This is a genomic window from Microbacterium testaceum (genome assembly GCF_020781835.1).
Taxonomy (GTDB): Bacteria; Actinomycetota; Actinomycetes; order Actinomycetales; family Microbacteriaceae; genus Microbacterium; species Microbacterium testaceum_H.
On sequence record NZ_JAJGNJ010000008.1, the window covers coordinates 40,383 to 62,422 of the forward strand.

General features: G+C 71.0%; 20 protein-coding genes. 11 read left to right on the top strand and 9 right to left on the bottom strand.

Annotated elements, in window-relative coordinates; genetic code table 11:
• The first annotated feature begins 51 nt into the window (after nt 1-51).
• The 8 genes from LL239_RS12460 (at nt 52) to LL239_RS12495 (ending at nt 8,042) form a co-directional block, all read left to right on the top strand.
• Entirely contained in the window at nt 52-516 is a 465-nt protein-coding gene (locus LL239_RS12460) for a DUF6153 family protein (RefSeq protein ID WP_228163761.1), read from the top strand.
• 71 nt (nt 517-587) lie between these two features.
• Nucleotides 588-1,187, top strand: a complete 600-nt coding sequence (locus LL239_RS12465) for a DUF305 domain-containing protein (RefSeq protein ID WP_228163762.1) — start codon at nt 588-590, stop codon at nt 1,185-1,187.
• Between the two features lie 60 nt (nt 1,188-1,247).
• Nucleotides 1,248-1,952 (top strand): response regulator transcription factor, encoded by a 705-nt coding sequence (locus LL239_RS12470; protein ID WP_228163763.1) that lies wholly within the window; start codon nt 1,248-1,250, stop codon nt 1,950-1,952.
• Nucleotides 1,949-3,331 (top strand): sensor histidine kinase, encoded by a 1,383-nt coding sequence (locus tag LL239_RS12475; protein WP_228163764.1) that lies wholly within the window; start codon nt 1,949-1,951, stop codon nt 3,329-3,331. The genes LL239_RS12470 and LL239_RS12475 overlap by 4 nt, the downstream gene beginning before the upstream one ends.
• A gap of 63 nt (nt 3,332-3,394) precedes the next feature.
• Entirely contained in the window at nt 3,395-4,117 is a 723-nt protein-coding gene (locus tag LL239_RS12480) for a hypothetical protein (RefSeq protein ID WP_228163765.1), read from the top strand.
• 1 nt (nt 4,118) lies between these two features.
• Complete coding sequence (locus tag LL239_RS12485) at nt 4,119-6,284, top strand: MMPL family transporter (protein WP_228163766.1); 2,166 nt, start codon at nt 4,119-4,121, stop codon at nt 6,282-6,284.
• A 231-nt stretch (nt 6,285-6,515) separates the two neighbouring features.
• The gene (locus tag LL239_RS12490; RefSeq protein ID WP_228163767.1) at nt 6,516-7,352 is read left to right on the top strand and encodes a CPBP family intramembrane glutamic endopeptidase; all 837 of its coding nucleotides are present in this window, start codon (nt 6,516-6,518) and stop codon (nt 7,350-7,352) included.
• 405 nt (nt 7,353-7,757) lie between these two features.
• A complete protein-coding gene (locus tag LL239_RS12495; protein ID WP_228163768.1) occupies nt 7,758-8,042 on the top strand; it encodes a helix-turn-helix transcriptional regulator in 285 nt (94 codons plus the stop codon).
• A gap of 33 nt (nt 8,043-8,075) precedes the next feature.
• Here the strand turns inward: LL239_RS12495 and LL239_RS12500 are convergent, their stop codons facing one another.
• From LL239_RS12500 to LL239_RS12515, 4 genes are all read right to left on the bottom strand, one after another.
• The gene (locus tag LL239_RS12500) at nt 8,076-8,318 is read right to left on the bottom strand and encodes a hypothetical protein (protein WP_228163769.1); all 243 of its coding nucleotides are present in this window, start codon (nt 8,316-8,318) and stop codon (nt 8,076-8,078) included.
• A 218-nt stretch (nt 8,319-8,536) separates the two neighbouring features.
• On the bottom strand, nt 8,537-8,842 hold the full coding sequence (locus tag LL239_RS12505) for a hypothetical protein (protein WP_228163770.1): 306 nt from the start codon (nt 8,840-8,842) through the stop codon (nt 8,537-8,539).
• 123 nt (nt 8,843-8,965) lie between these two features.
• Entirely contained in the window at nt 8,966-10,270 is a 1,305-nt protein-coding gene (locus LL239_RS12510; protein WP_228163771.1) for an ABC transporter permease, read from the bottom strand.
• Nucleotides 10,267-10,974, bottom strand: a complete 708-nt coding sequence (locus tag LL239_RS12515; protein ID WP_228163772.1) for an ABC transporter ATP-binding protein — start codon at nt 10,972-10,974, stop codon at nt 10,267-10,269. The genes LL239_RS12510 and LL239_RS12515 overlap by 4 nt, the downstream gene beginning before the upstream one ends.
• A gap of 132 nt (nt 10,975-11,106) precedes the next feature.
• On the opposite strand from LL239_RS12515, the gene LL239_RS12520 reads away from it, so the two are divergent.
• The gene (locus tag LL239_RS12520; RefSeq protein WP_228163773.1) at nt 11,107-12,315 is read left to right on the top strand and encodes a sensor histidine kinase; all 1,209 of its coding nucleotides are present in this window, start codon (nt 11,107-11,109) and stop codon (nt 12,313-12,315) included.
• Nucleotides 12,312-12,977 (top strand): response regulator transcription factor, encoded by a 666-nt coding sequence (locus LL239_RS12525; RefSeq protein ID WP_228163774.1) that lies wholly within the window; start codon nt 12,312-12,314, stop codon nt 12,975-12,977. Before LL239_RS12520 ends, LL239_RS12525 begins: the two co-directional genes overlap by 4 nt.
• A gap of 67 nt (nt 12,978-13,044) precedes the next feature.
• Here the strand turns inward: LL239_RS12525 and LL239_RS12530 are convergent, their stop codons facing one another.
• A complete protein-coding gene (locus LL239_RS12530) occupies nt 13,045-13,785 on the bottom strand; it encodes a potassium channel family protein (protein WP_228163775.1) in 741 nt (246 codons plus the stop codon).
• A gap of 71 nt (nt 13,786-13,856) precedes the next feature.
• Nucleotides 13,857-15,599 (bottom strand): Na+/H+ antiporter, encoded by a 1,743-nt coding sequence (locus LL239_RS12535; RefSeq protein ID WP_228163776.1) that lies wholly within the window; start codon nt 15,597-15,599, stop codon nt 13,857-13,859.
• 225 nt (nt 15,600-15,824) lie between these two features.
• On the opposite strand from LL239_RS12535, the gene LL239_RS12540 reads away from it, so the two are divergent.
• On the top strand, nt 15,825-16,160 hold the full coding sequence (locus tag LL239_RS12540) for a hypothetical protein (protein WP_228163777.1): 336 nt from the start codon (nt 15,825-15,827) through the stop codon (nt 16,158-16,160).
• A 96-nt stretch (nt 16,161-16,256) separates the two neighbouring features.
• Here the strand turns inward: LL239_RS12540 and LL239_RS12545 are convergent, their stop codons facing one another.
• Genes LL239_RS12545 through LL239_RS12555 form a run of 3 tightly spaced genes read right to left on the bottom strand, consistent with a single transcriptional unit; the run spans nt 16,257 to nt 21,815 of the window.
• Nucleotides 16,257-19,604, bottom strand: a complete 3,348-nt coding sequence (locus tag LL239_RS12545; protein WP_228163778.1) for an ATP-binding protein — start codon at nt 19,602-19,604, stop codon at nt 16,257-16,259.
• On the bottom strand, nt 19,601-20,347 hold the full coding sequence (locus tag LL239_RS12550; RefSeq protein ID WP_228163779.1) for a DUF4194 domain-containing protein: 747 nt from the start codon (nt 20,345-20,347) through the stop codon (nt 19,601-19,603). The genes LL239_RS12545 and LL239_RS12550 overlap by 4 nt, the downstream gene beginning before the upstream one ends.
• Nucleotides 20,340-21,815: a DUF3375 domain-containing protein gene (locus LL239_RS12555; protein WP_228163780.1), complete on the bottom strand. Its 1,476-nt coding sequence runs from the start codon at nt 21,813-21,815 to the stop codon at nt 20,340-20,342. Before LL239_RS12555 ends, LL239_RS12550 begins: the two co-directional genes overlap by 8 nt.
• Between the last annotated feature and the right edge of the window lie 225 nt (nt 21,816-22,040).

The following is a 22,040-nucleotide window of genomic DNA, read 5'->3' on the forward strand; positions in this document are numbered from 1 at the left end:
GCGGGCCCACCCGTGCGCCGGCGTCGTTACGCTGGATCTCGGGAGGTCGACATGTCGCTGCTCGCCGTCGCCGAAATCGTGCGCGCCGCGCACAGGCGACGGTCCTCCCTGCTCGCCGCGCTTCTGATCGCGGCTGCCGTCACAGCGGGACTTCTGTCCATGCACGTTCTGAACACCCACGGCACCATCTCGGGGCACCACGGGACCGTCGCCGTCGCCGCCGACCACGGCGTGAGCGCGCACGGCACCGCGCCCGTCGACGCGGGGGCCGGGATCGGATCCGTCGACGTGACGGCCGACCCCGGATGCGCGGGGTGCCCGACGGATCACTCGGCGGTGTGGATGGCCTGTGTCCTCGGACTTCTGGTCGCCGTCGTCCTGATCGCCGCGATCGGCGCGCGTTCCCTTCGCCGCAGCCGCCTCGCGGGTGCCCGTGCGGTGCTCGCTCCGACGCACCATCTGCTCCGATCTCTGCCGCCGCCTTCTCTCACAGCTCTCTGCATCAGTCGTAGGTGAGTGCGTCTCTCGCCCGGACGAGAACGCACCACCCCTGCCCGAGAACGGGCACGACGACAGAAACGAGAGAGATGAAGACGCGATTCGCGGCCACGGCCGCACTTTCCCTGACAGCGATCCTCGCCCTGGCCGGCTGCTCCGGTGCCGGCGGCTCCGGATCCATGCCCGGCATGGACCACGGCTCGGGGACGACCGCGACGCAGAGCCCCGGGGCGGACGCCTCGGAGGCGGATGTGATGTTCCTGACGATGATGATCCCGCACCACCAGCAGGCCGTTGAGATGGCGGATGTGCTGCTGTCCAAGAGCGGCGTCGACGAGCGTGTCGTCGCCCTCGCGGAGCAGATCAAAGCCGCGCAGCAGCCGGAGATCGAGCAGATGGAAGGCTGGCTGCGCGACTGGGGCGTGTCCATGGACGGCATGGCCGGCATGGATCACGGTGGCGGCATGATGTCCGAATCCGACATGCAGGCCCTGGAGGCCGCCGAGGGGACCGAGGCCTCCCGTCTCTTCCTCCAGCAGATGATCGAGCACCATCGCGGCGCCGTCGACATGGCACAGGACGAGGTGGACGAAGGCCGCAACGGCGATGTCGTCGAGCTCGCCCGCACCATCGTCGATTCGCAGACGGCGGAGATCGCCACGATGGAGGAGCTCCTGGCCACCCTCTGACGGCATGGGGTCGGGCGGGCACGCCCGACCCCATGGCGCTTGCGCCCTAGCATCGAGGTCATGACCCCGCGCGAGAACGACGAGCCGCCCACCCGGGTGCTCGTCGTCGACGACGATGACGGCATCCGCGTCCTGCTCGCGTCGGTCCTCTCCGCTCCCGGACGCATCGTCAAGAGCGCAGCGACCGGCGTTGAGGCCCTGCGTCTGGCGCGCGGCGAGGAGTTCGACGCGATCCTCCTGGACAGACTGCTGCCCGACGTCGACGCCGTGCAGATCGTCACCGCCTTGCGCACGGCGGCTCCCTCCGCGGCCATCGTCATGCTCAGCGCGGTGGACGACGTCGAAGCGCGCGTCGCGGGCCTGCGGCTGGGGGCCGACGACTTCCTGACGAAGCCGTTCCACGTATCGGAGGTGCTCGCCCGCATCGACGCCGTGCGTCGCCGGGCGGTACCCGCCGACGAGCCCGACGTCCTGCGCTACGCCGACCTCGAGCTCGATCTCGCGGGCCATCGCGTGCGCCGCGGCGGGGACATCGTGGCGCTGACCCCGACCGAGCTCCGCCTGCTGCGGTTCCTGCTGGAGAACGCCGAGCGGGTGCTCTCGCGCGGTCAGCTGCTCGACCACGTGTGGCGCTACGACTTCGGCGGCAACGGCGAAGTGGTCGAGAAGGCCGTCTCGACGCTTCGGCGCAAGGTGGACGCCGGCCGCCGGCCGCTGATCCAGACCGTCCGCGGCTTCGGTTACTGTCTGCGCGAGGAGCCGTGAGCGAGTCCGCCCGTCCGTCGATGGTGCGCACGCTCCGACGTCGCATCCTGATCGTCGTGGCCGTCGCCGGTATCGTGCTCGCGATCGCCAGCGTGTGGGGCGTGGGGCTGATCACTCTGCGCACCGCCGAGACGCAGGTGCGGGTGACCGCGCAGACCGTCACGACCTGGCCGCAACTCCAACGGGGCGGGCTGATCATCGATGATGCGCAGCTGCGCGCCGCCAACGTCGGCTCGACGGTGGTCGCCCTCCTCGACGCCGACGGGCAGCTCGTCGCCGCCTCGGCCGACACCGCGATCCCGTTCGCCGACCTCGAGGACGTCGCCGGGGCCGTGCACGGCGACGAGACGGCTCGCGCGGAGATCGCCGGGCGCAGCGCGCTGTTCACGCGCGTCGACCTGCCGCCCGGCACGGTCTATGACGACGGCACCGCCACTCCCGTCTCCACAGCGCTCGTCGGCGTCGGGATGGAGGCCGCCGATCGGCTCGTGACGGCGCTCGCCCTGGCCGCCCTCGCCGTCCTGGCGGTCGTGCTCGCCCTCGCCGGAGTCGTCGTGACCCTCGTCGTCTCGCGGACGACGCGGTCGCTGACGGTGCTCGCGGACCGCGTCGAGCAGTCGCACCTGACTGACCTGGCGGCCTCACCGGCCGGCGAGTTCGGTGAGACGGAGAGCGTCGCCCGGGCGATCGAGCGTCTCGACGGACGGCGGGATGCCACGGAGCGTCGACTGCGGACGTTCGTCGCGGACGCATCGCACGAGCTTCGGACGCCCCTCACGAAGATCCAGGGCTGGACCCAGCTGCACTTCCAGCGTCCGGACGACGCGGAGACGACCGAGCGGGCGTTCGGCAGCGTCTCGGAGGAGTCGGAGCGGATGGGCGTCCTGGTCGACCGTCTCGCGCTGCTCGCCCGCAGTGAGGCGACCTCACCCGTGCGCGAACGTGTGGATCTGCGGGAGGTCTGCCGCGCCGCCGTCGAGGACGCGGCGCTCCTGGCTCCCGACGCCGCCGTCGCCGTGATCACCGACAGGCCCGTCGTCATCGACGGTGACCCCCACGCGATCGCGCAGCTCGTGCGCAACCTGGTCGGCAACGCCCTGAGGCACGCCGGTCCCCACGCCTCGATCACGATCGATGTGCGCGAGGAGGGCGAGACCGCGGTTCTCGTCGTCGCCGACGACGGCGTCGGGATGGCGCCCGACCTGCGCGACCGCGCTTTCGAGCGCTTCGTCAGCGGCGACCGGCGCGCGGGCAGTGGTCTCGGGCTCGCGATCGTCGAGGCGATCGCCGTCGCGCACGGCGGCGTGGTCGCGCTGGAATCGGAGCCGGGTGCGGGGACACGCGTCACGGTGCGACTGCCTTCCGCGGCATCCCGCTGATCCGTCAGCCGATCGTCAGGGCCCCGTCCGGTTCCCGGGAGGTGCGCCCGCTGGCATGGGGGCATGGTCTCCACACGTGCCCGCGCCCTCATCTGGACCGGTGCCGCCGGTGCACTGCTCGCGGCATCGGGCCTGGTCGTCGCCGAGACGGTCGCGCGCGGGGAGCTGGAGGCGCGAGCGGCCTCGCTGAGTGAGTCCATGCCGGGGATCTCCGTCGCGGTGGGAGACGGCTCGGCCCTGTGGCAGCTCTCCTCGGGGTCGATCGGGGTGCGCCTGACCGTCGCGGATGCGGCGCTCGATGCCCTCGTGGAGTGCCGGTCGGATCAGGACCTCACCGTCAGCGCGGTGGCGGGTGGGCTCGTCGTCGAGACGGAGCGCACGCTGGGCGGGGCGCCGGTGCCCGTGCAGGTTCTGCTCGTGGTCCAGCACGATGGCGCGGGGTGGCGCCTCGTCGCCGACTCGGTCAGCGCGGCCGGCATCTCGCTCCCGGCCGAGCGTGCACTCACGATGCTCTCCGGGCGCGACGGCGCAGGTGCCGGGCTCGCCGATCGGCTGCTCGACGGCATCCCCATCTCGCTGCCGGGAGTCCAGGTCGACGACGTCCAGCTCCGCGCCGGCGCGGCCGTGCTCTCGCTGGGCCTGCCCCTTACCCGCGACACCGGTGACGAGGGGACCGGTACCGGGTTCGCGGCCGTGCGCGAGTGCCTGGGCCCCTCGGCATCCACGCACCGCCCGGAGACCCCCGGCCCCACCCATAGTCCCGACTCCTCCGACCAGGAAGGCTGACATGAAGCACTTCGTCTCCTCTCTCGCGCGTATGTGCGCGCGTCATCGCTGGCTCACGATCGCCGCCTGGGTCGTCGCGGTCGGCGCGCTGTTCACCACCGCGTACATCGTCGGTCCGGCGTTGCAGGACGACCTCGAAGTCACCGGCAGCGACAGCCAGATCGCGGCGGACCTGCTCGAGGGGGATGGCGGGACGGACGAGGACACCGCCCCGACGAGCCGCATCGTCCTGGCGGGCGCCGATCTGCGGGCGCAGGCCGATGTCGTCGACGGCGTCGTCGAGGGTCTCGAGGCCGTGACGGGAGAGACGATCGGAAATCCGCTCGACGACCCTGCGGCCGCGACGCGCGCGGGCACTCTCGCCGAGGGCGGGGACGCACTCGTGCTGACGGTCTCCGGCGACCCGAAGGAGGAGGGACGCGCGTGGCAGGAGGACATCGACACGGCCCTGGATCCCGCCCGCGACGCGGGGCTGGAGGTCGCGATCAGTGCTCCGCTCGGTACGCAGCTCGACCGTGCCGGCGGCGTGAACAGCGAACTCGTCGGTGTCGTCGCGGCCCTGATCGTCCTGTTCTTCGCCCTTGGATCCGCGCTCGCCGCGCTCGCTCCGGTCGCCACCGGCATCATCGCCGTCGCGGGCGGGGTGGGATCGGTGTGGCTGCTGAGCCACGGTTTCACGATCTCGGAAAGCGCCGTGACCCTCGCGATCATGATCGGGCTCGGCGTCGGGATCGACTACACGCTCTTCCTGCTGTCCCGCTTCCGCTCGGCCCTGAGCGAGGGGGAGGATCCGGTCGAGGCCGCCGCCACCACCGGCCACACGGCGGGGGAGGCGGCGATGATGGCCGGCATCACCGTGGCGATCTGCGCGCTCGGCCTCGTCATCTCCGGCGTCGAGTTCGTCGCCTGGCTCGGCTACGCCACCGCCATGGTGGTGCTCGTGGCCGTCGCGGCGACCCTCACCCTCACGCCGGCCGTGCTGGCGGCGATCGGGCACCGCGCGCTGGCCCGGCGCGAACGACGGGGGACGCGCGCCGCGCGATCGACGGACGCGGAGGGCGCGGAGCCGAGTGCGACCCCGCAGGCGCGACGTGGCGCCTGGGAGCGCCTCGCGCCGCGACTGACGCGGCATCCGGTCATCGCGGGCCTGTCGGCGGTGATCGTGCTCGTCGTCCTTTCGCTGCCGACTCTCTCCCTGCAGTTCGGGCAGTCCAGCGCCGGCGACGCCCTTCCGGGGTCGAACCAGCGGGAATCGTTCGACCTCACGGCTCAGTATTGGGGCGCCGGTGAGAACGCACCCCTGCTCCTCGTGGCCGAGGGAGGAGAGGCACAGCTTCCGGACTGGCAGCGCCTGGCGGCAGACGTCGCGGCGCGCGAGGACGTCGCGGCCGTCTCGCCTCCCGTGCCGCGAGACGGCGTGGTGACGATGCAGGTGACGCCCACGACGGGACCGAGCGAAGAGGAGACGGCCGCCCTCGTCGCTGCACTGCGCACGGAGGTGATCCCCACGTCCGCGGTGGACGCGCACATCGGCGGTGCGGTGGCGACGCGCATCGACCTGAGCGATCGCATCTCGGAGCGTCTCCCGTGGCTCATCGGCATCGTGATCGCCGCGTCGATGGTCCTCGTCGCTTTCACCTTCCGCTCGATCCTTCTGCCGATCAAGGCGGCGCTGTGCAATCTGCTGTCCATCGCCGCCGCGTTCGGGGTGCTCGTATGGGTGTTCCAGGAGGGGCACGGGGTCGAGCTGTTGGGCCTGGACGGTCCTATGCCGATCGACCCCTACGTGCCCATGATGCTGTTCGCCGTGCTCTTCGGGTTGTCGATGGATTACGAGGTGTTCCTGCTGACGTCGATGCGACAGGCGTGGCTGCGCGACAGGGATGCGCGCGCCGCCACGACGCGCGGTCTCGCCGAGACGGGCGGGGTGATCTCGGCGGCGGCGATCATCATGATCGCGGTGTTCGTGAGCTTCACCTTCGACACCAACCCCGTCATCAAGGTGTTCGGTGTCGGGCTGGCCGCCGCGGTGCTCGTGGATGCCACCGTGATCCGGCTGCTGTTCGTCCCGGCCGTGATGACCCTGCTCGGGCGAGCGGCATGGTGGTGGCCGCGGGGGCGTCGGGTCCCGGGCGACGGATACCGTCGGCGGCTTCCTCGGCCGTGATCCCGGCGACGGGCCGGCCGTGCGCAGATCCGGCGGGCCCGGAGGAGCGGAAGCGGCCGCCCGGCCACCGGGGCCGGAAGGCGGGTCCGGACGGCGTCCTTCGCCGCCGGCATCCATCCGCTCCGCGAGGGCCTTTGGTCCTGCCTCCGGCGCACCCGCGACCGGTATCACTGTCGTGGTGCGGGCGAACACCTCCGCTTCGCACCCCGCGCACAGGAGGGAACGTCTGGCATGGCACCGCAACCGACCCGGTCCTCCCGCCGCGGCGGGATCGCCGTCTTCCTGTTCGTGGCCTTCGCCGTCACGTGGGCGATCTGGACGCCGATCCTCGTGCAGGCCCGGACCACGGGCATCGAGCGGATGCCGTGGACGTTCTTCCTCGCCTCGTCGGGTCCGTTGTGCGCCGCCGTGGCGGCAGCGTGGTGGGAGAGCGGTGCCACGGGGCTCGCCTCGTGGGCGCGCCGGACATTCTCGGTGCGGTTCGGCGGGGTGTGGTGGGTCGCGGGAATCGGGATGCCACTGGCCTACCTCGCGATCGCGTGGGTCGCGGTCCTGTTCGTCACGGGCGGCTGGCCGGATGCCGCCTCGTTCGGGCTGACCGAGAAACTTCCGGGTGTGGCGTGGCCGGCGGTGACCGTCGTGTGGGTGCTGACATTCGGTCTGGGTGAGGAGGCCGGTTGGCGGGGCTGGCTGCTGCCCGCGTTGTCGCGTCGGCTGTCGGTGTTCTGGTCGGCCCTGATCGTCGCCGCGGTGTGGATCGTGTGGCATGCGCCCGCGTTCTTCTTCAACCCCACGTACATGGCCATGGGCGCGGGGATCGTCGGATGGATGCTGGCGCTCGTGTGCGGCTCGTACCTGCTGGCCTGGATGACGGTCGGAGCGCGGTGGAGCATCGTCCCGGTGCTGCTCTGGCACGCCGGTTTCGATCTGCTCACCGCCGCCGACCAGTCCGCCGGGATCATCGCGTCGACCATCAGCGCCATCGTCATGGTGCAGGGCGTCGCGTGCGCGTGGCTTCTCTGCCGCCGCGCGCGCATCGAGCGGCGCCGAATCCCCGTCCCGGCGTGACGCTCGTTCTGGATACACCCCGCTGAACCATGTATACGTGGTATATCTGAGGGGGGTGACGCTGAAGCCGGGGGAGGGGCTGGATGCCGGAGAACGCGGGGGCAACAGGATCGCGGCTCGATGTCGTGCGGGTCGAGGTGAACGTGGCGATCGTCAGCGTTCTGCGCTACATGTCCGGCGACCTGTCGTTGACCGAGGCGGCCGTCCGAGCGGAGCTCCCTCGGAGCGTGGTGACGGAGTTGAGCAGTGAGTTCACGGGATTCCTGCTCCCACGCGCGCTGCGATCGATCCGACACGCCAAGGTTCACGCGCATTCTAACGACGGTGGGGAGCGCGCGATAACGGATCGTTAACGTGCCACACTGGCGGGGCGATGTGTACCTGGCTTTCCGACAGCCTTGTCTCGTGGTAGGCAACGGCTCGCCTGACCCGTGGGTGGAGTATTCACGGCTGCTCGGCATGAACCTGCAGCGCGCTCGGCTTCGCGCGGGGTTGACCCAGGAGCGCGTCGCGCATGCTGCGGGCCTGTCCACGTTCACGTATCAGAAGCTGGAGAAGGGCGAGTCCAACCCGGGCACTGCCGCGAATCCGCGCATGCAGACTCTGGTCTCGCTCGCCCTGGTCCTCGAGGTCGGCGTATGCGATCTGCTGCCGTTGCCGACGGTGGATCTCCTTCCTGGCGCTCAGTGATCCACGCCCGGGCGTCTCGCCGCCCCCGGCGGGTCACATCGCCACGTCTCCGAAGATCGTGGTCAGCATGCGGTGGAGGCGTTGCGCACTCTCCTTGCTGAGGATGATGCTGCGCCGGACGCTGTCCTCGGGGGTGATCCACACCCATGTGTCCCCCCAGCGTGACTCGATCCCGACGGTGAGGTCGGTGGAGGCGACGCGATCGAAGTCCCTCCCGTCGGGTCCCGCCCGTCGCTCGACCGCGGGGACGAGCCAGGGATCGCTCCGATGTGACATGTCGCACGGCTCGGACTGCTCGTGCTCGCCGTTGCACCACCTCGGGCAGCCTGTGTCGGCCGGCCACTGCTCTCCATGCATGTGACACCAATCTCGCGGGCGTTCCGCCGGGGGGCTCACGCCCTCGATTGCGTTTCACCCCCGCAAGCCCCCCGGCGCCCGTGGGGACAATACCACGCATACATGGTGACGACGCGGGCTCGGATGTCGGCGGCGGTTCACGAATGGACCTCCAGATGCCACCCTTCAGCGGCGAGGTGCCAGTGCGCATCGCGCCCGCTCGTCGATTCCAAGTGCAGTCGGGAGGCCCAGCGGGCGGCGATCGATCTTCTCCGCAGACGCCGGCGAGGGGGCGTGCCGACGAGGGTGACGTAGCCCTCCCAGTGCTCGATCGTCCACCTCAGGGGAGGGAGTCGGAATTTCCTTCCCCATTTGTTCAGTCGTCGTCCGATCGCCGTCCGCAGCGCGGCGTCGATCTCGCGCGCGACGAGCTGCGGGGAGATCTCTCTCGCGCGGGCGACCATGTATGCATGGTATTGGCTCGGGCGGATGCGTGCGCAACCCACGTGGCGCGGGAACCTGTGCCTCGCGGGCCGGAGACGAGTGAAGGCCCCGCGATCGCGGACCGCGGGGCCTTTCTGCGCGGGCTATTCGTACCGGAGAGACTCCACCGGGTCGGCGCGGGCCGCGCGAGCGGCGGGGAGGCTTCCGGCGAGGAACGCGATGCCCATGATCGCCAGCGACGTCACCACGATCGACGCGGCGTCGAACGCGATGAGCTGGAGACCGGGGAGATCGCTGAAGAGCGTCGCGGTCAGTTGCGCGCTGACCGCGGTTCCCACCCCGATGGCCACGGCCGCCCCGAAGACGCTGCCCAGCAGGCCGAGGACAACGGCCTCCAGGCTGAAGAGGGAGAAGATGCGTCCGCTCCCCATGCCCATCGCCTTCATCAGACCGATCTCGCGCGTCCGCTCTTGGACCGACATGAGCAATGTGTTGACGATGCCGAAGCTCGCCGCCAGCAGGGCGATGACCGCGAACGCGTTCAGCACCAGCACGATGCCGTCGATGACGGCCTGGAACGTGCCGAGCTGATCGGCGACGGTGCGACCGGTGTAACCGGCATCCGACAGGGAGTCTTTCACCGTGTCGATCTGCGCCGCGGTCGCCGTCGACGACAGCTGCACGCTCGCGGTGGCGTACCGGTCGAGTTGATCCTGCGGGACGCCGGTGTTCTGAGCGGTGTAGAGGGCGTCCTGCAGGGCGGTGTTGGTGGTCAGGCTCGTCGTGGTGGTGAACGCTCCCTCGGTGATCCCCGTGACCGTGGCTTCGACGAGGTGCTGCGTGCGCAGCGGGTCCGTGACGGCGATGGTGACCGTCCTTCCGATGGCGTCGGCGTCGTCCGCGAAGCCCAGGGGCGACACCAGCGCGGCGGGGAGGGCGACCTCCAGCTCGTCCGCCGAGTCGTCGGGCGCGACACCGTCCGACAGCTGCGGGGTCTGACCGCCGATGATGCCGCCGGCGGACGCGATGTATCGATCACCGCCGTCATACTGCACGTAATCGATCGACGCGGAGCGGACGGGGGTCACGCTCTCGACCCCGTCGATGTTCCCGATCGCGGTGATGTCGGCATCGGTCAGTGCCGACACGGTGTTCGAGGTCCCGGGCCGGCTCGCGTCCGTCTGCGCCGAGGCGATGGCATCCGGATCGTACTTCTGCGGGGCCGTGGAGGTCGGATCGTTGGTGGACGTCTTGGAGACGATCAGGACGTTCGACGCGCCGATCGAGGACACGGTGTCGTCGATGAAACGGTTGATGCCGGTGCCCAAGCCGTTCGTGATCGTCAGGGTGAAGGCCCCCACGAAGATCGCGAGCACCGTCAGAATCGTCCGCGTCTTCGACCGGAACGTGTTGGAGAAGGCTGTGGAGATCAGATCGGGGGTCTTCACGCTGCGCTCGTCTCCTCGGCGACGATGACGCCGTCGCGGATCTGGATACGGCGGTCGCATCGGGCCGCCAGGTCTTCGTCATGGGTCACGACGATGAGCGTGATCCCGTGCTCCCGGTTCAGGCGGAACAGGATGTCCTCCACGACGGCACCGGTCGTCGAGTCGAGGTTTCCCGTGGGCTCGTCGGCGAAGATGACCCGCGGGTCGTTGACGAGGGCGCGTGCGATGACGGCGCGCTGCTTCTGACCGCCCGAGAGGGCGGTCGCCTTGTTCTTCGCCTTGTCCTGCATGTCGAGCTCGGCGAGCGCGGCCATCCCGCGGCGTCTGCGCTCGGCCCGCCCGACCCCGGCGATCTTGAGCGGGAGGACGACGTTCTCCAGAACGGAGGCGTTGGGAGTGAGGAAGAACTGCTGGAACACGAAGCCGAAGGTCTTGTTGCGCGTCCGGTTCAGGCGTCGGCCGCGGAGGGTCGCGGCATCCGTCCCGTCCAAGGCGACCGTGCCGCTGGTGGGGGCGTCCATCAGGGCGAGCAGGTGCATGAGCGTGGACTTCCCGGAGCCGCTCTTGCCGACGATCGCGAGACTCTCACCGCGACGGATGTCGAGGGACACGCCACGCAGGGCGTCGAAGCGGGTGGAGCCGCGGCCGTACGACTTGTGCAGGTCGACGACCGAGAGGAGCGGGGGAGGGGTGTCGGGTGTCATGGTCCCCACCCTCGCCGTCGCCACCGCATCGCGCGTCGCTCCGGAGGGGTGCACGCCTACCCCCACCGGGGGATCTTCGTCTGCCCCCGCACGGCGATGGTCCCGCGCGCGGCGGACCGTCAGACTGGGAGGATGCGAGCAGCTCCGACCGCCGACCCGGTGCCGCGCCTCGTGCCGCCGGTCCCTCCGGGGGTTCGGGATGCCGTCATCGCGGTGTTCGTGATCGTGCCGGTGTTCGCCCCCGTTCCCTTCCCCGAGCTCCGCCCCTCGGGCCCGCTGGTGTATGCGCTCGCGCTCCTGCCCGCCGCGGTCCTGCTGCTGCGTCGCCGTTTCCCGCGTACCGTCCTGGCGGTCTGCGTCGCGCTGTATCTCGCGGCACTGGTTCTCGGCACACTCGCGCCGGGCGCCGCCGTCGCGATCGCGATCGCGTCGTACGGCGTGGCCGCGCGGCTGAACCGCCGCGCCGCAGCGCCGGTGGGGATCGCCGCCGTCGCCATCGTCGTGGCCGGGAGCATCGTGGTGACCCTGACGACGGACATGGACACCCGGTTCCTCCAAGTCGGACTCATCGCCGCGCTCGCCGGAGCCCTGGGGGATGCCGCGCGCTCGCGTCACGCGTACATGCGCGCGGTGATCGAGCGCGCCCGTCGGGCGGAGCAGACGCGCGAGGCGGAGGCTCGCCGTCGCGTGACCGAGGAGCGCCTGCGCATCGCGCGCGATCTCCACGATGCGGTGGCGCACCAGATCTCCGTGATCAGCCTCAACGCGGGGGTCGCCTCCTCGGCGCTCGAGACCCGCCCCGAGCGTGCGCGCGAGGCCCTCGCGACCATCCGGACGGCGTCGCGCGAGGTGCTCGGCGAGATCGGCTCGATGCTCACCGTCCTGCGGACCCCGGACGAGGTCGACGCCCGCGAGCAGCCCGGCCTGGCCCGGTTGGCCGACATCGTCGAGTCGGTGCGCGTGGCGGGCTGGGACGCGATCGTGCGCGATGACATCGGACTGCCCGCAGCGGCGGCCGAGCTCCCGCTGAGCGTCGACATCGTCGCGTACCGCGTGGTCCAGGAGGGGATGACCAACGCCCTCAAGCACGGCGCCGCGCGTCGTGTCCACGTTCTGCTGCGACGCGACGGCGACGACCTCGAGGTGGTCGTGACCAATCCCGTCGATCGGATCCCGGCGGCTGCCGAGCTCCCGCCGTCCGGCTTCGGCCTCGTCGGCCTGCGCGAGCGCGTCGACTCGGTCGGGGGCGTTCTCGAAGCGGGTCCCGCGCCGGGCGGGTTCCGTCTCGCCGCCCGCCTCCCGCTCGCGCAGCCGTCGACATCCCGGGGAGGTGACACGTGACCTCGGTGCTCGTCGTCGACGACCAGGCCCTCATCCGCGTCGCCGTGCGCGATCTTCTCGACTCGGCCCCGGGGGTGGATGTCGTGGGCGAGGCCGCCGATGGCGAGGCCGCGGTCGACCTGGCGCGTCGTCTTCGCCCGGACGTGGTGGTGTGCGACATCCGGATGCCACGGATGGACGGCATCGAAGCCACCGCCCGCATCTGCGGCGACCCCGACCTCGCGGAGACCCGCGTCCTCATCCTGACGACGTTCGAGGAGGACGATTACGTCGTGGCGGCTCTTCGCGCGGGGGCGAGCGGGTTCGTCGGAAAGGGCGCCGAGCCGGAGGACATCGTGCACGCGGTGCGCGCGGTGCACGACGGCGGCGCGCTGCTCTCGCCCAGTGCCACGCGGTCGCTGATCGAGAAGTACGTGCGGGGCGCGGCATCCGAGCCCGCGCGTCCCGCCCCCGCTCTCGACGCGCTCACCGAGCGCGAGCGTGAGGTGCTGCGCCTGATCGGGCGGGGTCGCTCCAACGACGAGATCGCTGCGGCGCTGTTCATCTCGCCCCATACGGCCAAGACGCACGTGAAGAACACGATGCTCAAGCTCGGTGCGCACGACCGGGCGCAGTTGGTGATCGCCGCGTACGAGAGCGGAGTGGTGCAGCCGGGGCAGTGAGGGGCCCCGCCATGCGCGGCACGGGGTGACGTCGGGCCACCTACCGCGCGCTCGTCGGCACGTCCGCTCAGGGAGACCGCGTCCCGCGCAGCAGCTCCTTCAGCTCGGCGATCTCGGCGCGCATCGCCTCGACCTGGGTCTCGGTCGCCACCGATGCCTGCTCCGCCTCGACGGACACCTGCTCCGCCTCGACCGACACGCGTTCGACGATCCACGACGCCAGGGTCGCCGTGACGACACCGATCAAGGCGATTCCGCCGATCATGAGGCCGACCGCCACGATGCGACCCGTGACCGTGACGGGGAAGTAGTCGCCGTAACCGACGGTGGTGATGGTCTCGAACGACCACCAGATCGCGTCGCCGAAGGAGTCGATCGGACCGCCCCCGCCCCGCTCGGCATCGAACACGGCGAGCGCGGCCACGAACACCGTCAGTGCCGTCGCGCCGATCATGTAGACGACCACGCGCCCGCGCAGCATCGCTTCGGTGTTGCGCTGGACGAGGGCGATGATCGTGAAGAACCGCATGAGGCGGAGCGGACGGAACACCGGCAGGGCGACGATCGCGAGGTCCAGGAGGTGCCGCCAGAACCAGCGCCATCGGTTCTCGGCGATGATGATGCGCACCACGTAGTCCAGGAGGAAGATCGCCCACGTCGCCCGGAGGAGGACCTCGGCGATGGTCTCCACGAGGCCCTGCGGCTGGGCGAGGATCTGCGCCGCGTATGCGGCCAGGAACACCAGGGCGGCGACGACCAGCGGCCACTGCGCCGCGCGCTCCCATCGGGCGAGACGTTGTCCGTACATGGGGGGATTATGGCGTAGCCGACGACCGTGCCAGGAGGGCCCGTGCGACCGGTGGCGTCGTCGCGCGACCGTCAGTCCGCGGCTTTGTCCATGCCGCGCGCCCGGATCTCTTCGATGTCGAGGTCGGCGAGGATCCGGCGTGCGACGAGGTCGTCGATCGTGCCCTCGCGGCGCAGCCGCAGCAGCACCTCGCGCTTACGGTCGAGGATCGCCAGACGCAGTCGTGTCGCTTCGCGGTGCCGGATCAGCGGCGAGCGCTGGGTCAGGTCGATGTCGTCGCTGACGGCGATCATCTCCAACCGCCCCGCGGGACGCCGGCCGTCGTCGTCCCCGTCCGGGCCGGGGGGTACGGGACCCATCCGGGAGGCGGCTTCGTCGTCGCCGACCATCATGTCGTCGTCGTCGCGGTCGCGCTCCTCCGCCGCGCGCAGGCGTGCCAGGGCGCGGGCGTTCGCCAGCTCGAGACGCTCGTAGCCCTCGCGTCGCGCGCGGTCCTTCACCACGTCGCTGATCCCGTGCTCGGCGGCGAGGTCGTCGAGGGCGGCGAGGGCCGCTCCGGAGATCGCCCGCTGGGCGAGCTCGAACTCCTCGATCGCGGCGTCGTCGGACGGCAGGTTCGCCCACCGGATCACCGCCGGCAGGAGCGGCCCCTGCACGAGCAGGGTCAGCACGATCACGCCCGCGGTGATGAACACGACGGCCTCTCGGCCCGGGACGGGTGAGCCGTCGGCCATGGTGAGCGGAACAGACAGGGCGATCGCGAGCGAGACGCCGCCGCGGAAGCCCGCGACCGTGCTCACCACGCGCGATCGGTGCCGCACCGACCGGGACGATCCCGTGGCGGGGCGGGAGAACGGAGAGAACAGCCACTGGAAGAGGTAGCGCACGACGGCGAGCACGATCCAGGCCGCCACGGTGATGAGCAGCAGGACCCCGATCTCCGACGGCGAGATCTCGTGCAGCACCAGCTGGATCTCGAGGCCGATGAGCACGAAGAGCGCGCCGTTGAGCAGGTAGACACCGAAGGGCCAGGTGGCATCCGCCGATCTCCGCGACATGGCGGTGGTGATCCGTGGAGAGATCCACGCGACGATGAGGCCGGCGAACACGACCGCGAGCACTCCCGAGGCGTGCGCGACCTCGGCGAGCAGGAACGCCACGAACGGAACGAGTGCGAGGGTCAGGTTGATCGTGAGCGTGGACTCCATGCGCCGCAGCGCCAGGAAGGCGAGTGCGGCGACGGCCACACCGGCGACCGCGCCGCCGAGGTAGGACACCAGCACCATCCCGGTGATCTCCCACGGGGTGATCTGGTCGCCGATGAGGAGCGACACCGCGATGGAGTAGAGCACCAGCGCGGTTCCGTCGTTGGTGAGGCTCTCGGCCTTGAGCTTCATGAAGGTGCGCTCGGGGAGGAGGCGTCCGAGGGCGGCGACGGCGGTGGCGTCGGGGGGAGCGACCGCCGCGCCCAGCACGAGCGCAGCCTCCCATGGCACGCCCATCCATGTCGCGACACCGGCGACGGCGAACGCGGATGCCACGACGAGGAGGGTGCTCATCGGCACGATGTATCGCAGCGAACGGCGCACGGAGCGCAGCGAGGTCGTCCATGCTTCCCGGAACAGCAGGACCGGGAGGAACAGCAGCAGCACGGTCTCCGGTGGCAGCTCGATCTGCCGGAGCTCCGGGACGAAGCCCAGAGCCAGCCCGATCACCAGCAGGACCAGCGGTGTCGCCACGCGCAGCCGCGGGGCCAGCACCGTGCCCAGGAGTATCGCCAGCCCGAGCAGCACCGTGACTTCGAGTCCCTGCATCCCAACCGCCTTCCACCGCGCCCTCAGCACACAGCGTAGGGACCGGGCGCGGAATTCCCGAGGGCTCGTTCGCTGTGGGCGTGCACGCGGCGGGCCGCGTGGAAGAGTCCGCCGGCGGAACCACGACGCTGTCCGTCGAGAACGCTCCTCTCGGCGGAGAGAACGGTCCACCGATGGTCGAGTGGAACCTTTCGATCCCCAAGGTGGATGCGTCACTGTGATCCAATGGAACCAATTGAGACACGTATGTGCCCGGAGTGGAGTCCAATCGATTCAAAGTGGACTCTTTCCGACCTCCTCGCCTGGCTGGGTGCCGACGACGCCCGCTGTCACGACGAGCGGTTGAGAGGACTGCTCGACACCGTCGAGCACGCCCTGGGCTCGGATGCCGCCGGAGCGCCCTCGACCGTCTTGCTCGTTCGGTCGATCGCCGCCCGAGTGGCGGCAGAGCCGGCTCTGGGCGATCTGCGCCTGGGCGAGCTGTACGGCACTGCGCCGACGCGGGCTCTCGCGGTCGGGCACGGCCGCGGCGTTCCGGCCGCGCCTCTCCTCACCGCATAGGAGGCGTCGCCGCTGCCGCAGAGATGCGCACAAGGTCAGCTCTCGCGCGGCGATCGCGGCTGAGGTTGTGCGCATCGCGGAGGATGCGCACCCGGGTCAGGCCGGCAGCGCCACCTTCGCCTTGGCCCACGAGCGCCCGCGGGTGTCCTTGAGGATGTCGTACTCGACATCGACGTGCGGCTCGATCGCGCTGTACTTGTCGTTGGGTGCACCGATCACGAGCTGGAACCCGAGGCCGCGCCAGGCGCCGATCGCGCGCTTGGTGAAGTGCGCATCGGCCTTGATGAGCGCCTCGTCGAGGAACACCGGGGCGTAGCGCGGACGTTCGGCGCCGGCATCCCCCAGCTGGTAGCGCAGAGCGGCTCCGACGATGAAGGCGATCAGTTCCTGCGACTCGCCGCCGGACTTCTCGCCGATGTGGTCGTAGAGCGCGACGTGCTCGCCCGTGTCGGCGCGGAAGCGCTCGGCGCTCACGCGCACGTGATTGCGTACGTCGACGAGGTCGGCGAAATCGGGCGCGGTGGGACGGATGCGGCCGATGAGGCGTGCCATCCGGCCGTAGACGGCCTCGCGTTCCTCGTCGCTGGAGGCGGCGTCGATGGCCGCGCGCACATCGCGCAGTTCCCGACGGAAGCGTCGCCGTACCTCGGACTGGCTCTCGCGCGGCACGATCTGCAGGCGGTGATCGTCGTCGTAGAACGGAAGGTCGCGCATGATGTCGTTGATGGGTGCGATGCGGTCGCGGATCTCGCGGAGCGCCCGCGTCAGCGCTGCGTCGAGGTTCGTGAGGTCGTTGCCGGACAGACGCAGCAGACTGTCACGCCACTCGGCCTCCAGCTCGTGCAGCCCGCTCGCCTCGAGGTCGGTGAGGATGCGCTCGAAGTCGCCGAGCGACTCGTCGGGGTCGGCGAGAAGATTCGGGCTCGGCCACCGGTCGATGAAGGCCGTGAGTGTGCGGCGCAGGCCTTCGCGCTGCTCGCCCCAGGTCTCCTGCGCGGCCCGCTGGTCTTCGAGCAGCCGCTTCGACGCCGATTCCAGCGCCGCGTCGAAGCGCGCGAGACGCTGCGAGGGAGACGCGGCGTCGCCGTCGGGTGCGACGAAGAGGGCGTCGAGGTAGGCGGCCTCGTCGTCGGTGAGGGTGAGACCGGCGTCCTCGGCCTCTTCGAGGCGCACGTGGGCGGCGTCGACCTCGTCGGTGATCTCGGCCCAGCGGGCGGCGAGCCGCTGCTGCTCCGTCTTCGCGCCGCCGATCTCCTCCCGCAGACGAGCGGCGCGGGCGCGCGTGCCCGAGATCTGCTCCTGGAGTTCGGCGATGCGCGGGTTCCCGGCGGTGATCTCGGTGATCGTCTCGGTCCAGCGCTCGATCTCGCGATCCACGGATGCCGTGTCGACCTGGTCCCAGGTGAGGTCGGCGATCTTCTCGAAGGCGCTGCGGCGATCGTCGAACGCGTCCAGCGCTGCGGCCGCCTCGTCGACGGCGGCCTTCGCGCGCTCGAGGTCCCGTCGGACGCCGGCGATCTCGTCGCCGAGCTCGGTGAGCCGCACGCGACTGGAGAACCCGAGGACGCTCTGCCGCGCCGAACCGCCGTGCGCTCCTCGCGCGCCCTGGCTGCTCTGTCCCGAGATGGTGAGGGCCATCCGGTGCTGCGACAGGTCGCGGGCGGCATCCACGCACACGAAGGCGAACTGCTGCTCCAAGCGGTCCTGCAGCCATCCGGTGAAGGGGGAGGGGCGGTAGTCCAGGCGGCCGGGGAGCGTCGCGGGATCGAGTCCCGTGCGCTCGGGGAGGCCCGTGGTCACGCCCTCGAACCGCAGACGCTCCGACAGGCGCACGCCGTCGATCGCCGCGCGGAAGGATGCCAGGTGCGCGGTGTCGACGAGCAGGGTCGTCGCGAAGCCGCCGAGTGCGAGTGTGAACGCCCCGCGCCACGGCTCGAACTCGGTGCGCACGTCCACGAGCTCGGCGACGAAGGGTAGTTCGGCCGCCGTGAGACCCGCCGCCTCGGCGAGCGCCTCGCGCGCCTCGTGCAACCGCGGCGGGATGTTGTCGTCCCGGGTCTGGGTGCGGCGGTGCTCGGCCTCGAGCGCGGCGAGCTGTTGTCTCAGGGCGGTGTGTCGGCTGCTGGCGGCGACGAACGCGTCCCGCACGTCGGTCTTGGCATCCGTGTCGCCGAGGGTGCGCCGTGCGTCGTCAGCGAGCGCGGCGAACTGCGTCGCGTTCGCGACCTCGACGCCCAGCGCGGCGATCGCGACCTCGAACCGGTCGCGGTCGCGCTGCATCTCCGAGCGACGGCGTTCCCACCCGCGCAGCTCCCGCTGGGCGGCGTCCAGCCGGTCGCCGCCGGCGGCACGCAGCACGTCGCCGAGCCCGTCTCGCTCCGCTTCCGCCGCGTCGGCGAGGGCCTGGCGTTCGCGCACGAGGGCGTCGGTGGCGTGGGTGCGCTCGCGCAGTTCGTCCTCGACGGCGCCGAGCAGGTCGATGCGCCGCTGCGCCCGCCACAGCGATGCGCGCGAAGCCGGGTCGTTGAACCGACCGAGCGCCTCGATGATGCGCACGCGTTCCGCGGCGTCGTCGATGCGGGCCGTGATCGTGCGGATCGGCTGCAGCGCGCGCACCTGCTGTCGCGCTTCGAGCATGCGGGTGCGGGTGCTCTCGAGCCCGTCGAAGTGGGCGACCACGGCTTCGGCGGTGGCGAGGGTCTCGGGCTCCTCGAGCACCATGCGCTTGTAGAGGTCGTCGACGGTGGTGATCTGCTGTCCCGCCTGGATGCGGGCGAGAAGGCTCATCGCCTTCGCCCCGGCCCCGGCGGCACCGATGCCGAGCACGGCGTGCAGCCGCGCCGAGAACTCGCGGTCGGTCGCGAGCGTGTCCAGACCGGTCGCGCGGACGGCGGCATCGGACAGATGCTGGCGTGCTGCCCCCTCGAGACCGCGCAGATCGAAGCCGCCGTGGATCGTGCCGCGCACCTTCACGGCGTCGTCGAGCACACGGGCGGACGCGGGGATGTACCACGCCCGTACCGCGGTGAAGCGGGCGCCGTCGTGGTCCGCCCAGGTCATCGCGATCGCCGTCCACGTGTCGGCGCCGTCGCCGCGCAGTACCCGGACCTTCGTGCCCTCGTCGGTGCGCGACTCGTCGAGCTTGCCGCGGCCGTAGGAGAGGATGTTGCGCTGCTCCTGCCCGCGCGGGCGCCCGACGACCGCGCCGTTGGAGGCGCCGTTGAACGGGGTCGTGTGCGGCATCATGAGCGCGACGTAGGCGTCCATGAGCGTGGACTTGCCCGATCCGGAACCTCCGCACAGCAGGGTCGCGGTCGGCGCGAAGCGCACGCGGTGCTCGCCGTCGTAGCCGCCCCAGTTGATCAGCTGGAGCTCTTCGGCGACCCACTGCTGTCCGCGCGAGGCGGCGGGGATGAGTCCGAACAGCGTCTCGAGCATCGTCATGCGGGCTCTCCCTCGAAGATGTCTGCGGTCCCGGATGCCACGGTCTCGGTCGTGCGGTCGCCGGGGGCGTTGGCATCCGCCGTCTGCGCGTCCAGCCAGCGCTGCAGATCGCGCAGCACCTCGGCGCTCAGGACGATCTCGATGAGCGGCCCGATCCGGTAGCGGCCCTCGGACTCCTCCTCGATGATGCCCTCGCGATCGAGCCGCGCGATCGCGGTCCGCACAGCGCGCTGCTGGCTGGCCCGGGTGCCGTCGGTCTCGGCGAAGTACGTCAGCACGGTCTGCTCGACCTCTTCGACGTCCACCCGCGCGGATGGCGCACCCGCGGTGGTCTCGCGCTGGAACACCGTGCGCAGGTACACCAGGACGAGCGTCTCGGCGCGCGAGTACGCCTCGTCCTTCAGCAGGATCGGCACGTCGACCTCGTCGCTGCGCACCTGTTCCTTGTAGGCCACACCGCGCTCATGGTCGACCACGAGCCGCACGAACAGGTCGTTCAGGCGGGACTCGATCATCTGCTGATGCTCGAGCAGCAGCCTCCACTCGGCGGGGGAGCTCTCAGCCATCAGGAACCGGCGCTGGAGGATGCGTACGAGCACCCGGCGTACGTCGGCGTCCAGGATGCCGCGATCCCCGGCGAACAGGGCATCGGGGTCGTTCTCCATCGCGACGGGGGCGATGAAGGCGGGGGTGTCGTCGCCGGGGGCGGGGACGGCCGCGGCGGACGTGTCGATGTCAGTCATCGGCATCCGTTTCTGTCGGACGGACGGCGGTGACCGCCGTGAAGGCGAAGCGGCGCGTGGTGCCGTCAGGGCGCACGGCCTCGACGACGGATACCTCGTCGCCCTCGGAGATCCCGCCGCGGTGGGCGATCTCGAGAAGGCCCACGAGGTCGACGGGGCGGCGCGTGCGCGCGTCGGCGCCGGCGAAGGCCTCGGCCAAGTCGAACCGGTCGCCGAGCGTCCCGACGTAGCGTTCGAGCTCGGCGTAGTGCGGGCCGCCCCAGGCGCGCGTGTCGGCATCGACGAACTCCACTTCGGCCTCGTCGGTCGACAACGGCTCGGGGGCACCGGGCGGGCGGATGTCGCTGAGCGAACGGCGGAGGTGACCGATGTCGGCGAGGGGCAGCGTGCGCACCGGCTCGACGCGGCCCGGGGCCCTCGTCTGACTCCAGCGGTGCAGACCCGCCATCACCGAGCGCAGCAGGTCGTCGACCTGCCGGTCGCGGATCGGATCGTGCGTCTTCACCTGGGCGGTGATGACGTGCGATGCGCGCCGCTGCGCGGTGAGCACCTCGAGGACGCCGGCTTCGACGCGCCGGGCGATGGCATCCAGTTCTCCGCGCTGCTCCGATGTCATCAGGCGTGCGAAGGGTTGCGTGAGCACGGCGTGCAACTGCTCGGTGAGATCGTCGATGTGCTCGGGGTCGCCGATGAGGCGCAGCGCGCCCTGGAACGCGCGTCCCTCGGGGGTGGCCTGCATGACGTGGCGACCGCGCTCGAGGTACTCCCGCAGCACGTCGCCCGTCGGACGGGCGTCGCGTCGGAGCTCGGCGACAACGTCGCGCTGCATCGCGGCGATCGATTCGGCCACACGCGAGAAGTCGGCGGGCAGCTCCCGGGCGAGGTGGATGACGTTCTCGGCCTCTTCCAGGAGGTGTTCGTCGTCGGGTGGTTCGATCACGCCCTCCTCGAGCGCGGCGATCTCCGCGTCCAGGGCCGCTCTCTCCGCGAGCAGCGCCTCCCGGCGCCGCGCGGGGTCGGTCTCGGCATCGCGGGCGAGGCGCTCGACCGCGTCGAGCAGGGTGCGCACGCGTGAGCGCGAGACGCGCGCGCGACCTCCGCCTGCGCGACCGGCGATCTCGAGGGCACCCACGGCGTGCGCGGACAGGCGGTAGACCTCCACGTCGTCCTCGATCTGCAGACTCAGCCAGCCCACGCGCACCCAGCCGCGACAGATGTCGCGGGCCGAGCCGGCCGGGATGCGCCGGTCGTCCTCGGTGTCGTAGCCGGCCGCGCGCAGTTCGTCGATCGCCTCGGCGACCTCGACGTGGGCATCGGCGACGGCCACGGCGGGACGGTCCGGCGAGAAGACGTTCGACAGAACGGCCACGACGAACGGCGCGAACCGCCCGTGCAGCAGGTCGAGCATCGGGTTCTTGAAAGCCGTGACCGAGCGCAGGTAGGCGGCTTCGGCGCGGGTCGTGCTCACTGGCTCGAGTCTACCGGCGGGGCGGGCGGGGCCCCGTCCGGTACCGGCGGAGCATGCCCGGAGGGCGCGACTCTCGCCCGGCGCCGGGACCGTCTCGGACCCTGACCGCCATCGGTCGGGCATCCCGGGGGTTCGGCCGGGATGGGCCGGACTCCGGAGAATGTCGCTGCCGGTGCCTCGTTGCCGCGGCGGCGGGCCGCATCGGGGGCGGATCTCCGGAGACCG

Bases quoted from the DNA above. Each gene is read 5' to 3' on its own strand.
- LL239_RS12460 (WP_228163761.1), top strand. From the start codon at position 52: ATGTCGCTGCTCGCCGTCGCCGAAATCGTGCGCGCCGCGCACAGGCGA.
- LL239_RS12465 (WP_228163762.1), top strand. From the start codon at position 588: ATGAAGACGCGATTCGCGGCCACGGCCGCACTTTCCCTGACAGCGATC.
- LL239_RS12470 (WP_228163763.1), top strand. From the start codon at position 1,248: ATGACCCCGCGCGAGAACGACGAGCCGCCCACCCGGGTGCTCGTCGTC.
- LL239_RS12480 (WP_228163765.1), top strand. From the start codon at position 3,395: ATGGTCTCCACACGTGCCCGCGCCCTCATCTGGACCGGTGCCGCCGGT.
- LL239_RS12485 (WP_228163766.1), top strand. From the start codon at position 4,119: ATGAAGCACTTCGTCTCCTCTCTCGCGCGTATGTGCGCGCGTCATCGC.
- LL239_RS12490 (WP_228163767.1), top strand. From the start codon at position 6,516: ATGGCACCGCAACCGACCCGGTCCTCCCGCCGCGGCGGGATCGCCGTC.
- LL239_RS12500 (WP_228163769.1), bottom strand. From the start codon at position 8,318: ATGTCACATCGGAGCGATCCCTGGCTCGTCCCCGCGGTCGAGCGACGG.
- LL239_RS12505 (WP_228163770.1), bottom strand. From the start codon at position 8,842: ATGGTCGCCCGCGCGAGAGAGATCTCCCCGCAGCTCGTCGCGCGCGAG.
- LL239_RS12515 (WP_228163772.1), bottom strand. From the start codon at position 10,974: ATGACACCCGACACCCCTCCCCCGCTCCTCTCGGTCGTCGACCTGCAC.
- LL239_RS12520 (WP_228163773.1), top strand. From the start codon at position 11,107: ATGCGAGCAGCTCCGACCGCCGACCCGGTGCCGCGCCTCGTGCCGCCG.
- LL239_RS12530 (WP_228163775.1), bottom strand. From the start codon at position 13,785: ATGTACGGACAACGTCTCGCCCGATGGGAGCGCGCGGCGCAGTGGCCG.
- LL239_RS12535 (WP_228163776.1), bottom strand. From the start codon at position 15,599: ATGCAGGGACTCGAAGTCACGGTGCTGCTCGGGCTGGCGATACTCCTG.
- LL239_RS12540 (WP_228163777.1), top strand. From the start codon at position 15,825: ATGGAACCAATTGAGACACGTATGTGCCCGGAGTGGAGTCCAATCGAT.
- LL239_RS12545 (WP_228163778.1), bottom strand. From the start codon at position 19,604: ATGACGATGCTCGAGACGCTGTTCGGACTCATCCCCGCCGCCTCGCGC.
- LL239_RS12550 (WP_228163779.1), bottom strand. From the start codon at position 20,347: ATGACTGACATCGACACGTCCGCCGCGGCCGTCCCCGCCCCCGGCGAC.